Source organism: Alkalinema pantanalense CENA528 (assembly GCF_050753345.1).
Taxonomy (GTDB): Bacteria; Cyanobacteriota; Cyanobacteriia; order Leptolyngbyales; family Leptolyngbyaceae; genus Alkalinema; species Alkalinema pantanalense.
In genome coordinates this window covers 13,711-28,506 of the sequence record NZ_JBLZFX010000031.1, presented here as the reverse complement: position 1 = coordinate 28,506, position 14,796 = coordinate 13,711, and the positions used below count along the sequence as shown (strand labels likewise).

Sequence of the window (14,796 nt, the reverse complement as noted above, 5' to 3'; positions counted from 1 at the left end):
CCGGAAAAATAGATGGAAGTGTTGAGTTGCCCAAGTAGAGCTACGGAACTGAGATTGCCTCAGTATTCACTTCGGTAAGTTGATGATTAATCACTCGGTATACATTAACCTGTTGTTGTTTTCCAGCTAATCCAATCATTCCCCAAGCTTCCAAAGCGAACTTTTCGCCCAAATATTGTTGGGTTGATTCACTAATCAGAATACGGCAGGGATCAGGTTGTCGATGCTTTTCACAACTTTCCAAGCGAGAAGCGGTATTCACTGCATCTCCAATCACACCATATTCCAAGTGATCCCGATTTCCCAAGGTGCCAACTACTACTGTTCCTGTACAAATTCCCACTCGCATCTGGATTGGGCCAAATCCTCGTTCTCCCCATTCTTGATTTAATTGCTCTAATCGTTGTGCCATTTCGACCGCGCAGTTGACGGCATCTTCTGCATCGGCTGCAATTTCTTCCGTTGTTGTGCGGGCGATCGGTACTCCAAATACAGCAAAAATTCCATCTCCCATAAACTTATTCACCACCCCTTGATGGTGATGAATTGCAGCGGTCATGGTGCTGAGATATTCATTCAACCATCGCATCAGATCGGGCGGTGTGAGATTTTCAGAAATGCCGCTAAAGCCCCGCAGATCCGAAAATAACATTGTTGCTATGACCTGCTGCCCTGTTAAATGACCGGATTGAATTAAGTCATGGCGATTTTCCCACAGGGTTTGTGCCACTTTAGGTGAAGTGTTTTGCCCCAGCAACGTCATGGCCATGCGATTTTGGCGTTGTAACATTTGTGCTCGATAGGCAATTACGCATCCTCCCCCGGCGATCGCGCTTACAATCGGGGCTACTACAGGAATCCATAGTCCTTGCATCAAGGCGACGAAGCCCAGACTGGAAGAGGCTGCGAGAATAGATGCTTGGACGATCGCCCAGGGGAAAATTCTGCGCATTCGCCAAGCAATAATTGCACTCATGATTCCCCAGATGGCAATCCAAACCCGTTCAGTATGATTGGAAAGAGACCAGATTAAAGGCCGTTTACCACTGGCAGCATCCAAAATTTGGCTGATGACTTGGCCGTGGACTTCCACCCCGCTCATTTGGTGCTCATTTTTTTGGCCGGGGCTATAGGGTGTGTAGAAAAAATCTTTACTACTAGTAGCCACATTACCAATCAGAATGATTTTGTTACGAATCCAATCGGCAGGAACCTGTCGATCGAGCAGTTGGGATAAGGTGACTCGACGACCAACTTGTAAGTTACGGTAATTCAGAAGAATTTGGTGCCCACGAGTATCGGCTGTTCGGTAGGCTCCGGAGCTACTTCCAATCGGCCAAAATGTGCTCTGCCCCAGTTTTAAAATCCCTGCTTCTTCAGGACTTTCCTCCGCCATCACGCCATCTTTTTCTAAATAGGTAAACGCTAATTGCATTGCAAAGGAGGTTTCTTCCTGGGCGAAAATTAGGGTTCGCCGAACAACACCATCGCGATCGATGGAAATGTCATTAAAGCCAATTTGCTCCGGGGGCATGCCGGGTGGTGGTGGAATCTGTTCATCCGCAATGTTGGAAATGCGATGAATAGCTACTACATTTTTGGCTTGGAGTTGTTGAATCAGTGCTTTCTGCCCATCTCCTTGAGGTAAATCTCGATAGAAGTCCAATCCGATCGCCCGAGGTTTGGAAGCTTGCAGAATGGATAATGCCTCAGCGAGGGTACGATCGCTGGGGGTTGCTATGTTCAGGCGGCGTAGATCAGTTTCGGTTACGCCTACAACCAGCAAGCGAGAGTCCGGTTCTTGTCCAGGGCGCAGTCGCACCATGAGGTCGTAGGCTCGGAGTTCCAAGGGTTCCAAGACACCCTTTTGCTCCATCAATAGAATGCCACCAATAATACTCAGACTCAGCAAACTTGCTTTTAAGAGGGGTTTGTCTAACAGTTGATTGAGAGAACGTCGCATGATAGCAATCCAGATAGCAATTTAGATTAAGGAGTAACAGTAGTCACACTTGTGCACGGAGAAATGGCATTGCTGAACCGGGCTATGAAACAGTTGGTGAAAGCCTTGCGGATCTGTCCCCAATCTGACGAAATCATAGTGTTATTCAGCAATGCCCGGAGAAATCTTACACTGAGAGCTGTAGAATCGATTCATTAGAAACTTGGTTCCATAGAAATTAAATCTGAAAGTTTTGCTGCCTATCATCCTGGATATGTTTCATACAGCGATCGTCTAATGGATTTTCTTTCTGTATCTCTCAAAAAAGTGCACAACTTGTTGAACTAGGGTTGAACCGCTAAAGCTCTAATATGAACTCTTGACAGTAACCAAGTGTCAATAATAGTCAACAACGGTCAATAATGATCATTCACTGTTATTAGAATTCATAGGCAGAATTAAAATAAAACGCTGGAGAGAACGATTTTACCGAACCGATCGATCTAAGAGGAAATGCAACATCTAATTGAAGGGATACCTTGTTTGATGGCTGCCAAAGTAAGCCAATTCCAGCACTGCTCATTAACCCCTTGGCATCGTTAGCAATGATTCCTGAATGGTTCCAAGCAACGCCTAAATCCAGGAAAGGTGAGGCCGTGAGAACCGATCGACCTTTGGCATTTCGTTGAAAGACCCATTGATTGGAGAGCGAAAAGGTAACTCCATTATCGGTATTGAAAAAGTTATAGGGGTACCCCCTTAAAGAAGTTGCGCCTCCTGAACTAAACCGTTGGGAGGGATGTAATTCCGTAGAAGCCAATTGCCAGTTAAGTTCAGCCAGTAGGGCATGATTTTTGCCTAAAAGGAGTTGACGTTGAAATTGACCTGTCCAAGTTAAGAAACTAGTAGCTCCAGCGGTCGATTCTGTCTGAGTACTGCCTAAATTGAACTGGGAATTCAGCTGCCAAAACCCATGACTATCTCGCTTAGTCACCTCCTGCCCAAAACGCAACATTTTAGTCTGACTTTCGCTAGACAGAATATCTGCAACTAAAGTCTTGCCGCGACGATGGACAACACCCAGGGAGAGAGCCACTTCCTCCGAAGGAATTCGTACAATGGGCTGTCGAATGGTAATTTCCGTCAAGTGGGAACTTCCAGTAATGTCTAAGGCTTTGAGTGCCGGATCAGTAAGTTGGAATTGGTTGGGGGACAGTCGAAAGAAAACCGTTCCCTGCTTGCTGTTGAGTGGATATTGATAAATTAAATTGGCGAGGGTTGAGCCGCCTGTGGTCGATCGATCTAAGCTCACGACCACTCTATCTCCCATTCCTAAAAGATTGCGACTGCCTGCTACAATCCCTAAACTTGTGCGACCAACGCTGGGGGCATTGTGATTATTGATCGCGAACTGTCCAAAGGTAGAAGGGGCCTCTTTGATACGAATGCTGAGAATACTATTGCCAACGCTGCTGCCTTCCTTAAGGGAAGCCTCAATATTTTCCAATAACGGATCGGCACGCAGCAGTCGAAGGTGATTTTCTAGGGCTTCTTGGTTTAAGGGAAGCATTCCCGCCCGTTCAATGCGTTTGCGAATGTAATTGGGATGAATTTTTTGGGTGCCTTCAATTTCAATTTTCTCTAAACGACCTTCAATAACCTGAATGGTGACTGTGCCATTTTCGATCGTTTGATCTGCTAAAATCGCCCGCGAAGTGAGATACCCATGATCAAGGTAATATCGGGTAACAGCATCCGCTGCTTTCTGCAAGTCCTCTAGCTTCAGGGCTTGATCTTCATAGGGTTGTGTGACATTTGCCAATTCCCAAGGCCGGAACACTGTACTGCCTTTGACTGCAAACTGCCGTACTTGAATAATGGGTGATTCTTTGGAGGCAACTTCTGGGCTTGACGCAGAGGGATGTAACTCCGTTGGGGGGCCAGCGGTTTGGGCTAAGCAGGAAGTCGTCGATACCCCGATCGTGCACAAGAACCCCAATCCTCCAATCACGGGTTGCATACGAGAAATTAATGACGGCCCATCCATGGTTGTTGCCCAGATGACTGGTTGCTGACAGGACTCGCTTAATGTCTAAAAGAAAACCTATTAATTGCTGGAGTCCTAGACTACAGACTGCCCGAAATTGACTGAGGAAAGATCATTGCGATCGAGAAATCTCGAATTAGGGAACAGCGCATAAATAAAATCCCAATTGGGTAGGGGTAGGAGCGTAAAAGGGTAGGAGGGTAGGGGAATGAAGAGGGGATATTATTTCTTTGCAAATCCCTTACCTCGGGTCACTCATCGCCGAAAATCAGTATTGCTAATCGTCATCATCAATGATTTCCGTAAAGTTGCGGTCGTTAAACCTAAAAATTTTCGGTCACTATAAGCGCATCATCTCTTCCATTCATCTGGGAAAGAGCAGAGAAATTTGTCAGGTATTCATCTCTAGGACATAGTTTATGCAACGGTTTGTTCAATCCTCTTGGGTCATCGCACAGGCTTCTGTTGGAATGATGGGTGCAATTGCTTTAGCTGCAGGTTCGGCATTGGCTGATAATGCGTCCGTCAGTGGTTCTGTTAGCTACACGACTCCCGCAGGATATACTACTTCCTTCTCTGCTGAAAAAGTGGCCCCCACAGGCTATGGCTTTAATGGTGCAGTAACGGTTACTGCGATTCCTGGCGGAGCAGACGGTACACCCTCTGGTATGACGCTAGACAGTACAATGGGCACTGTTGTCACGGGTTCCACCGCTGGTGATACCTTGAAAGAAAATGTGCTGACCACTCTAGGGACGTTAGATGTCTCCACGAAGGAAGGTCTAGATTCCTACACCGCGATTTTGAAAGCAGCGGCTGGTACCGATGGGTTGGAATAGGGCGATCGAAAACTCACCGAGCGCAAATTCACCTCATGTAAGCAGGATTCTCGGGTAGAGAGATTTCTAATTACGCCAAATCATGAGAACTGCAACAGAAAGGGGCACTCTAGACGATGCCCCTTTTTCAGTTTGCTGTCTTGGACGCAGGTATTCCCCCCATGCGTTATTGGTTATCAATTAGTGCATCAATTAGCGCGTCAATCGTCAGTTGGGCTTGTGCACAGCAAGTGCTTGCGGGGGAAGTTTCCGTACCCCAACCTTCTTCTGTAGAGTCTTTGCCAGTAAAGCCTTCGCAAGGAGCAGTGAACAAATCGGTCAATGCTAATTCCAATCCCTATCCAATCACGTATAATCAGCCCGCATCTTTAAATACAGTTCTTGATCAGCAAGGAAAATCTTCGGCTAGCTTGCTGGAACTCGAATCAGAATCGCTGGAGAATAGCCATTCGATCGAACTTTCAACGGACTTTCTCAATCCTGATCCGTTTGTAGGGCAGGTAATCTCGGTTGATCCCGTGCCACTCAACGTTTCCAATTCCTGGTTGGCATCGGATACAGGGCTGACTAATCCGACTTCTCCACCTGTGAGTCCGGCCCAATCTGCGGATCAGATCGTTTCTTCTAAAAGCGTATCTACTAATAACGCATCTATTAATAACGCATCTATTAATAACGCATCTATTAATAACGCATCTATTAATAACGCATCTACTAATAACGCATCTATTAATAACGCATCTATTAATAACGCATCTATTAATAACGCATCTACTAATAACGCATCCATTACTGAGGCAACCCGTGCATTAGGGGCTACGCAGTCTCGCCCGTCGGAAGTTTCCCCCTCTGCTCCAACGATCGCCAGTCAACCCATTAATTCGGTTGAAACGGTTCCTACCTTAGAATCGACCGTCCAGGATGGGCGCGTGCAACTGGTGCCCAAAACAGCACCCGGCGCAGAGGCGATCGTTTCCCCAGAGGAAGCCCAGAAAAACCAGGTGTTTAATGCTTTGTCCAATAGCTCCCAACGCTATCCGGCTTTAGTTAATCCCTATGGGCGATCGCAGCCTCGATTGAATTGGTGGGAGCAACGCAAAAAAAGTAACGCAGTGAGCTTTAGTACGTCCTTGGTCGGTCAGCAACTCACCGTTAAGGATTTTTCTATGACATCCTTTGCACCGGATCAGCAGTTGTATTGGATTCTGCCAGGAAATCGCATTGTCATGGAAACCCAGGGATGGGTAGGCGATTTTGACTACTTGGGACGGGCTACGGATACTGTGATTGAACAGAAATTCAAAGTTACCCAGGCATTATGGGGAATGCAGGCGGTTTGGATGTTGCCTCAGCCTTTGATTGATTTAATTGATCAAGAAGGTGCAGAAAATAACAGTATTCTATCGATCTCGGGAGAAGTGAATAATTTAGACGGTGCCAATGTCTCCTCGATCGATCTTGATGCTAATGGTTTTTTGTCTGGCCAAACTGTGGGTCAAACTGCTAATCGCAACGCACCTATTATCGTTCGCCCGCCCCGCCCAGGAGAAGCCTCCACCTATAATCCTGAAGGCGGCGGTTCACTATTTGATTCACTGCTACCAGTTAATACCCCTAGAATTCTGCAAGCCTTTCCCAGTACTAACTTACAGGTACTGCTAGAAGGCGATGGATTGTTTGAAGGAGCCCAGATCGATGCAGCATTATTAGAAAGAGCTGGTATCAGTTTTGGTAATCCTTTTACCGGAGAAGGATTTGCATTTAATCCAGAAACCACATCGCTGCCGGGGATCAAAACTTTGCAGCGAGATCAATTTGATAATTATGACTTGCTGAATGTTTTATCTAATCCATTTATTAGTGACAAGCAACGGCAGTTGTATTATCTTAATTCGCTCTACTGGGTTTCCCTGGGACTCCGGAAGCCTAGGATTCTAGATACAGCGGTGACTAAAAATGCGGAAGACTGGTATCTTGCTCGGCTGACTCGGCCCCATAATCGAACTCTTCTGCAATACGAGAAACAACCGGGACGAGCGACTTACTATAATCTGTTTATCAATCCTGGGGTGGCGGTGGCGTTTTCCAAAGATGCCAATGAGTTTCACCAAGCCCAGAGTATTAATACCAGTTTAGGTTATCTACTAGGCGGGGTGTTTACATTTGTGCATCCCTATCGGTTAGAAAAAAGTCTCTGGGAAGCGGATTTGCGCCGGAAGCGCGAAGAACCGTTTGCCCCCCTCAGAACCAACACCACATCAGAACAGCGCAAGCAGATTAACGTCCGGATTAACCAATCTCTCAATATTGCTCAGTTAAGTTCTGGCTTACATATTGTCTCTGGCTCCTTTACCTACCCCAGTCCCATTACTCCAACGCAATCTCATTTATTTCAAGTCCGCACCGGCACCCACCGTCGCTTTGTGCAGTTGATCCAAGCTGATCAATCTGTACGATCGAGCGAAATTTATATTTCTAAATTACGATTATCGGATCAGACCTTTGGCCCTTTGGCGACGATCGGTCTACCAGTGCCTACGAAATTGACTTCGATCGATAAGAATCGTACCACTGCGGTCAAAACGATTGTCGCGAATGATAAACAGACGGTTCAATTTGAATTATCGGATGACTTAAATTTGGTTGCTGTTCCCATTGGTATTCGACTCTTCGATATGACCTTCGATCGGATTGAACTCTCCCAAATTGGTTATGTCACCACTGAATTACAAAGTTTTGAAGGCTATCTTCAACTGCCTGCAATGGAAGCCGTTTGGCAAAAATCCCATGGAAAATTTTACTATGCGGTAGCCGCTGGGGCGTGGCTGAATTTTAGTAAAAATGTTGCACCCAATGTTGTGCGAAACGATATTGGAACCCCAGAACCAGGATTTGGAATGTATGCCAATGCTGTTGTGAACTGGGCTAATCCCCAAGTCAAGCTTAATGCGGATAAAAAGATTGTTGCAGTTACGAATAACATTGCCACGCTACAACTGTCTTGGAATAGTGCCCAAACTCGTAACAATCCAGCCTATGCGAACTTCAGCTATGTCTATTTGCACCAAACTCCTGCGGTGAATTACACCCTCAGTGCGGGGGTATTTCTAGCGGCGAATTCTCGGGCGGAAAAAGGGGAAAAATCAGTGACGTTGACTAATTTTTTGACCAGTCAATTTAACTTCGCCTCTGGATTCAATGCGAATGCATCCTTGGAACTGAGCGATCGTGGCTATTTGACCCTAGAAGCGATGCAGACGATCAGTCCCCGCTGGGCTGTGGGGATGTACTACCAGAATTATCAAACGCGCACGGGCTTAAACCGTCGTCTAGACGGCTCCCAGGTGGGTGTTATTCTTCAGCGACGTAGCCGCAAGGGAAGTACTTGGCAATTGAGAATCGGACGACAACGGGAAGATTGGGAATTTCAACTTCAAGGGGATTTTCGGTTTTAGGCAAGTTGTGGTTTGGGGCATGTTAGGGAATGGGTTGATCTACCCGATCACGCTTTGCCTAAGAGGGTGCTATGGGATACCGGACTGGTTTGATGACTGTTGTCGTGGGGAGCTTCTTGCTTGGATGGGCTGGTATACCCGCAGTTGCCCAAGTAATTCCCGATGGTTTGGGTACCCAGGTTAAGACCACTGGTAACCAAATCGACATTCAAGGGGGTTCCCGATCGCGCAATGGCAGTAACTTATTTCACAGCTTCGATCGCTTTAACCTTAATGCCAGCCAAACCGCAAATTTTCAAGTTGATGCGGCGACCCGCAATGTCTTTGCGAGAGTCCGAGGCGGAGAGGCCTCCATCATTGATGGCTTACTGAAACTGAGTGGTGGTTCAGCCAATTTGTACTTAATGAATCCGGCGGGAATTCTCTTCGGCTCCAATGCCCGTCTCAACTTACCCGCTATGTTTTCGGCAACAACGGCCACGGGGATTGGGTTTGACCAGGGACGCTGGGATATGCAATCCAACGAGTCTCCAGACCAGTTAACGGGTGCCCCCACATCTCTCAGCTTTGCCCTGTCGAAACCCGGCGCGATCGTCAATGGGGGTAATCTCGCGGTACAACCGGGGCAAGGGATTCATCTTTCGGCGGGCACGATCGTCAATACAGGCACGTTACAGGCTCCTGGAGGGCAAATTACCCTGACGGCAGTTCCCGGTGGTCAGCAGGTGCGTTTGAGCCAAACGGGTAGCGTCATGGGGTTGGAACTGTCTACCCAGCAGCCGATCGCCCAGTGGACGCCGGAAACGATCGGGCAACTCCTCACCAAAACCCAAAATATTCATCACGCCACGCAATTGGAAACGACCCCTGACGGCAAAATTCACTTGAAAGGCTCCAGTGTGACCATTGCGCCAACTCCTGGAACGGTATTAGCCTCGGGCACCTTGGACACGACTTCTGATCAACAGGGGGGCCGGGTGGAAATTTTGGGCGATCGGGTTCAAGTGGCCCAGGCTAAGATTCAAGCCGATGGTGATTTAGGCGCAGGCTCCATCCTGGTAGGTGGGGAAAAACAAGGACAGGGCCGGAGAATTAATGCAACTGAAACCCAGGTCGATTGGCAAAGTGTGATCACGGCTAACGCGCTTCAACAGGGCAATGGGGGCCAAGTGATTGTGTGGGCCGATCGGGATACGCAATTTTCCGGAACCATCCAAGCACGGGGTGGCCAACAGCAAGGCGATGGCGGCTTTGTAGAAGTTTCGGGTAAGCAGCGATTGCGCATGGAAGGCAGCCTGGATGCTGGCGCACCGCAAGGAGCTTTGGGACAGGTTTTGTTAGATCCCACCGATATTTTGATTAGTCCAACCGGAAGTAAGACCTTACCCGATTCCGATTCTCCGGGTGACATTTGGACGATTAGCCCCGATGCCCTCTCCCAAATTACCGGAAATATAACCCTCACCGCCGATCGTAGTATTTGGTTTCAAGCCAGCCCTAATAGTGCTGAAAATAATGTTTCCTTAGGATCCGGTGGACAGATTACCTTTCGGGCAGGTGCAGAGTTTCGATCGGATGTGGGGTTGATGAGTGAAGGGCGATCTCTGCTGATTCAAGCGCCTAAAATTCAAGTACAAGCCATTAATACAACCCTGGCTCAAAATCGCCAGGGATCGGTCACTTTGCAAGGTTTGCCGAGTGATGGGCTGGCTAATTCGTCTAGCGATTCGTCTAGTGATTTGTTAAGCAATTCATTTAATTCTGTCAAAGCATCTCAAGTCAATTTCCAGAATATTATTACTCCTGGTCAGAACGTTATTGTTGATGCCGATCGTATTAACGGCAACCTCATTTTAACGTCTGCTACGGATAGAGTGTTGCCTACTGGAAAAGTTATGGTCACTGGAACCCGAAAATTAAGTCTTTCGGGTGTCATTACCCAAGGGCAAGATGTTACTTTGACCAGTGGCTTAGACCAAACAACAGGACAAATTCAAGTGGGGCCAGTCATCACCTTTGGTGGCTCCGTTCAAATGACTGCGAATCGTATTCAAACAGGGATCATTTGGACAACCCCCGCTGGAATCACTAACCAATTTCCCCAGGCAGGCAACATCACATTACAAGCCAATACTGATCTGGTAACTCGCCATCTTGAATCCAATGGACAGGGGCAAGGTCGAGCAGGCAATATTCGTTTAATCAATCCTTCAGGGGATGTGACGGTAGAGAGCATCCAAGCCTACGGCGGCAGTAGGGGCGGCAATGTAGAGATTCAAGGAGACAGCGTCCGCATTGTGGGAGCCCGCTACGACGAAATCGGGAAAAATGGTCAGGGGGAATCCATTTATGAACCGAGCAGTCTGAAAGTGGGTGAATCGTTAACAATTACTCAAGGGGGGGGGCCTAGAAATCAACCTTTCATTATTGGAGATGCCAGTTTGAATGGCAGCAATCGCAAAATTGTTGTTGCAGGTCAAGCGGTGGAAACAGGCACGTTTTCGCTGCAAAACCAAACTGTTCAATATCAACCGCTTAACAACTTTACCCTAACTGCGGAAAACCAGAGTCCCTATTTCCCCGATTTAGATGGAGCCAATCTCGTTGCCAAAACGGTCGATCCGGGAAGTCGTTCAGTTTTTACCTTGGCAGATTTAGGACTGACGATTCCAGTAGACCCCGATCGCGATCAAGTGAACCTCTATATTCGTCCAGTGGATTCTAGTCGTCAGACGATCGGAAAACTCTTGGATGCGAGCGGACGATTAATCACCAACACAACTCCGATCCGACTCACCGATCGACTCACTTATGTTGCACCTCCCCAGGGTGGAGATCCTGCTCAGTTTGAAGTTGTTGCTCTAGATACGCTTCCCACGGCAGAAGCCCTAGCAACAGCTCCTCGGGTTGCGCTCCTGTTCTCCTCTCCGCTGCTCCCCACGGAGGAACCCGCTAGTCCCAACCTAAATACCACGAAAATTTCACTGGACTTAAATTCTTCACTGTCCAATGTTTCTGTAGAAGAAGCTACACGAATTGATAACCAGCTCAGTCAGGAATATATTTCTGTGTTTGGAGGCGAGCTGCCGAAGTTTGTGGATGGTACAGAGTTAGCTCGTCGAATTGAAAAGCAGTTGAAAATTCGACCTGCACTGGTTTACGTTCGCACTCAATTAAATGAATTAGAACTTACGTTAATCACTGCACGGGGGCGGTTTCGGAAACGGGTTCCCGTCAGTCGAGATCGCTTATTAGAACTCGTGAAAAGCTTTCGACGGGAAATTACCAATCCTTTAAAAACCCACAGTACCAGCTATTTAGCCAGTGCCAAGAAGTTATATGAGTGGATGATTAATCCCCTCAAGGCCGATCTAGATAATCAAGAAATCACAAATGTTGTCTTTCTGCCAGAAGCGGGATTACGAGCCTTGCCCTATGCCGCTCTCCATGATGGAGAGAAATTCTTAATTGAGCAATACAGTGTGGGATTGATGCCCAGTTTAGGATTAACCCAAACCAATTACTTAGATTTGCGCCAGAGCCGGGTACTCGCGATCGGGATTTCGGAAGTGACCCAGGGTCAACTCCCATTGCCCATGGTGAAAACCGAGCTAGCAACCATTTCCCAACTCTGGAAAAAGCAAACCACCTACCTCAACCAGGAGGCTACGTTTAATCAACTCAAAACCGCACGGCAGAAACAGGATTTTCAAATTGTCCATGTGGCAACCCATGCCAACTTTACTGCGGATTCGCCAAAGGATGCTTATATTCAACTCTGGAACGATCGATTGAAACTAGACCAAATTCGTCAACTGGATTGGAACAATCCTCCCGTTGAATTATTAGTCCTCAGTGCTTGTCGAACTGCCCTGGGGAACCGTGATGCTGAATTGGGTCTAGCAGGACTTTCCATTCAAACGGGAGTTAAGACTGCCATTGCAAGCCTATGGTACGTCAATGACACCGCTACTATGTCGCTGATTAGTCAGTTTTACCACTCCATGCAAACCTTTCCTGTGAAGTCTGATGCGCTGCGTCAGGCCCAAATTGCGATGGCGAAGGGTATGATTACCTTCGAAGATGGAAAAATTATGGGATTATCATCAGGTAGCAGCATTAGCATTCCTAGTTCCTTTGCAACTAGTGATTCTAACTTTAGACATCCCTATTACTGGGCGGCATTCACTCTGATTGGAAATCCTTGGTGAGAAAAATCTGATCAGACTGATTCTCCCCTTTCTATTCCCTGCGATCTATCTCCTAAGCTCTACTCCCTGCGATCTATGTCTTAGGCTCTACTCCCTACGATCGGTTCCTGCGATTGAGTCACAGTGCGTTTTGCTAAATCACATTGGAGTGCTTAGGGATTTGCAAAGAAATAATATCCCCTCTTCATTCCCCTACTCTCCTACCCTTTTACTCTCCTACCCCTACCCAATTGAGATTTTATTTATGCGCTGTTCCCTTATTTACTTAAAGCATACCTGTACTTAAAGCATACCTGTTGACTTACAAGAGACCCATTGACTTGGATTTGTGATATGGATCAATTACGAGCTTGAGTTTGATCTCTATATTTTTTCTGGCATCTCGTTATACTGATGACAAAAAATCAATTATCATCTCAGGTGCTCTATCTGATTCAATTACCCGATGATCCGATCGGGGGCTCCTATCATTATTGAGCCAAAATCTAATTGAGCCAAAATCTACGAGTTGAGCCAATTACCTTCATCAGGTTCGTCACGGCCTACCTTCACTCAGTTTCTTGTTCCTGACTGATTCACTCAATGTCCTACAGCAGTTAAAAACGCTGCCAATCCCTAAAAATCTGACTCATTAATCACTTATTCGAGGGTTTTTGGGTTTAGGTCACTTGGTTGATGTAGGGTGGTTTTCACTGCAACGTTCAGACGTTAGCGGTTGTCCATCCTGAGCGCTCGTGATTGTGGGGGTTGGGTTTGGTCAATTTTCTGCGCCAGATTCCTCACTGAGTTAACTTTTGAGCTAATTTAAGGCTAATTTAAGTCAGTTTTCATAGGTTCATGTCTTGGTGGCCAATATTTTTCTCTGTTCCATAGATTTAAATGACTGATGGTTCCTGTTTCCCCCCTCAAAATCGTCCAATTAACGGATACGCACTTGTTTCGTGAGCGTCATCAAAATTTAATTGGTATTCCAACGGCAGAGTCCTTAGACAATGTCGTTAGGCAGGTCATGCAATTGCCCGTAATGCCAGACTTTATTTTGCTAACGGGCGATGTTTCCCAGGATGGTTCCTTGGTTTCCTACGAACATGTTTATGCCAGCCTCAAGGTGCTGGATTTGCCCATCTACTGGCTCCCTGGCAATCATGATTGTCTAGAAAACATGTTGCCAATCCTCACCCAGGCTCCTTTTCTGGGAGAAAAGCAGTTTCAGCGGGGCAATTGGCAATTCATTTTATTAAATTCTCAAATTCCAGGAGACGTTCCCGGCTATTTATCCCAGGAAACCTTGGATTGGCTCGATCGCCAACTCAGCCAATTTATCGAGACCCCAACGATCCTTTCTCTTCACCATCCACCCTTTTCCTTAGAGACAGACTGGCTAGATAATAGTGCGCTACAGAATCCCGATGATTTATTTGCGGTCATCGATCGTCATCCCCAGGTCAAACTCGTTCTGTTTGGACATATTCATCAAGAGTTTCAGATTGAGCGTAACGGAGTGACCTATTTAGCTTGTCCTTCCACTTGTATCCAATTTGCGCAGGGGAGCGCGACCTTTGCGCTGGACGATTGCTCTCCAGGATTTCGGTCTGTGGATCTCTACCCCGATGGGTCTTGGCAGAGTGTCGTGCATCGGGTTAGCTACGATCGCCAGGTTGATATGGCTTGCCATGACGGCTACTAAGCCATGGGGGGATTAAAGGTCGTGATGCAAAGATCGCTCCGCTTGCCTTGAAGTGAGTCAGTTGGAGACTCCTAGACTGGGATGATGACGTTCTAAGATTAACGTCACTGGGCCATCATTCTCGATCGTCACCTGCATTTGGGCCCCAAATTTCCCGGTTGCGACCTTTAGGCCACTGGCTCGCAACTTTTCGACAAAGCGATCGTAGAGCCCTTCAGCCAACCCTGGACTAGCGGCTCGATCGAAGGAGGGGCGGCGGCCTTTGCGACAATCGCCGTAGAGGGTAAATTGGCTAACCACGAGAATTTCTCCCGCAATATCCTGTACTGAGCGATCGAATCGTCCTGCATCACCCTCTGGAAAAATGCGCAGTTCTAAACATTTTTGCGCTATCCAATCCAACTCGACTTCGGTATCGCTATCGGTAATCCCCACCAATAAATTGAGTCCGCGCCCAATCTGGCCGACCACTTCTCCAGCGATCGTGACTTGGGAAGCAGATACTCGTTGCACAATCACTTTCATAGATGATGACGATATTATTATGCCCCTAGTTATTACATCCCTAGTTATTACATCCCTAGGTCGTCCCGTTTTCCCAAACAGGATTGATAA

7 protein-coding genes are annotated in these 14,796 nt (G+C 47.1%); 4 read left to right on the top strand and 3 right to left on the bottom strand.

The genetic code is table 11. From position 1 onward, the window contains the following. Nucleotides 1-40 precede the first annotated feature (40 nt). Nucleotides 41-1,963, bottom strand: a complete 1,923-nt coding sequence (locus ACN4EG_RS12255) for a CHASE2 domain-containing protein (RefSeq protein ID WP_431629786.1) — start codon at nucleotides 1,961-1,963, stop codon at nucleotides 41-43. Between the two features lie 418 nt (nucleotides 1,964-2,381). Then, complete coding sequence (locus ACN4EG_RS12250) at nucleotides 2,382-3,989, bottom strand: ShlB/FhaC/HecB family hemolysin secretion/activation protein (RefSeq protein ID WP_431629784.1); 1,608 nt, start codon at nucleotides 3,987-3,989, stop codon at nucleotides 2,382-2,384. A gap of 419 nt (nucleotides 3,990-4,408) precedes the next feature. Between ACN4EG_RS12250 and ACN4EG_RS12245 the strand changes: the two genes are divergently transcribed. From ACN4EG_RS12245 to cpdA, 4 genes are all read left to right on the top strand, one after another. Next, nucleotides 4,409-4,828 carry a hypothetical protein gene (locus tag ACN4EG_RS12245; RefSeq protein WP_431629783.1) on the top strand — a complete coding sequence of 140 codons (420 nt, stop codon included), beginning with the start codon at nucleotides 4,409-4,411 and terminating at the stop codon, nucleotides 4,826-4,828. Nucleotides 4,829-4,944: 116 nt separating this feature from the next. Then, the gene (locus tag ACN4EG_RS12240; protein ID WP_431629781.1) at nucleotides 4,945-8,283 is read left to right on the top strand and encodes a hypothetical protein; all 3,339 of its coding nucleotides are present in this window, start codon (nucleotides 4,945-4,947) and stop codon (nucleotides 8,281-8,283) included. Nucleotides 8,284-8,354: 71 nt separating this feature from the next. Continuing rightward, nucleotides 8,355-12,494 (top strand): CHAT domain-containing protein, encoded by a 4,140-nt coding sequence (locus ACN4EG_RS12235; RefSeq protein ID WP_431629780.1) that lies wholly within the window; start codon nucleotides 8,355-8,357, stop codon nucleotides 12,492-12,494. An 886-nt stretch (nucleotides 12,495-13,380) separates the two neighbouring features. Then, nucleotides 13,381-14,181, top strand: a complete 801-nt coding sequence (gene cpdA, locus ACN4EG_RS12230) for a 3',5'-cyclic-AMP phosphodiesterase (protein ID WP_431629778.1) — start codon at nucleotides 13,381-13,383, stop codon at nucleotides 14,179-14,181. Between the two features lie 57 nt (nucleotides 14,182-14,238). Here cpdA and dtd read toward each other — a convergent pair whose 3' ends face one another. Continuing rightward, nucleotides 14,239-14,706: a D-aminoacyl-tRNA deacylase gene (gene dtd, locus ACN4EG_RS12225; protein WP_431629777.1), complete on the bottom strand. Its 468-nt coding sequence runs from the start codon at nucleotides 14,704-14,706 to the stop codon at nucleotides 14,239-14,241. Nucleotides 14,707-14,796 lie beyond the last annotated feature (90 nt).

Excerpts from the sequence above, each read along its gene's own strand:
- ACN4EG_RS12255 (WP_431629786.1), bottom strand. The coding sequence starts at position 1,963 with ATGCGACGTTCTCTCAATCAACTGTTAGACAAACCCCTCTTAAAAGCA.
- ACN4EG_RS12250 (WP_431629784.1), bottom strand. The coding sequence starts at position 3,989 with ATGGATGGGCCGTCATTAATTTCTCGTATGCAACCCGTGATTGGAGGA.
- ACN4EG_RS12245 (WP_431629783.1), top strand. The coding sequence starts at position 4,409 with ATGCAACGGTTTGTTCAATCCTCTTGGGTCATCGCACAGGCTTCTGTT.
- ACN4EG_RS12240 (WP_431629781.1), top strand. The coding sequence starts at position 4,945 with ATGCCCCTTTTTCAGTTTGCTGTCTTGGACGCAGGTATTCCCCCCATG.
- ACN4EG_RS12235 (WP_431629780.1), top strand. The coding sequence starts at position 8,355 with ATGGGATACCGGACTGGTTTGATGACTGTTGTCGTGGGGAGCTTCTTG.
- cpdA (WP_431629778.1), top strand. The coding sequence starts at position 13,381 with ATGGTTCCTGTTTCCCCCCTCAAAATCGTCCAATTAACGGATACGCAC.
- dtd (WP_431629777.1), bottom strand. The coding sequence starts at position 14,706 with ATGAAAGTGATTGTGCAACGAGTATCTGCTTCCCAAGTCACGATCGCT.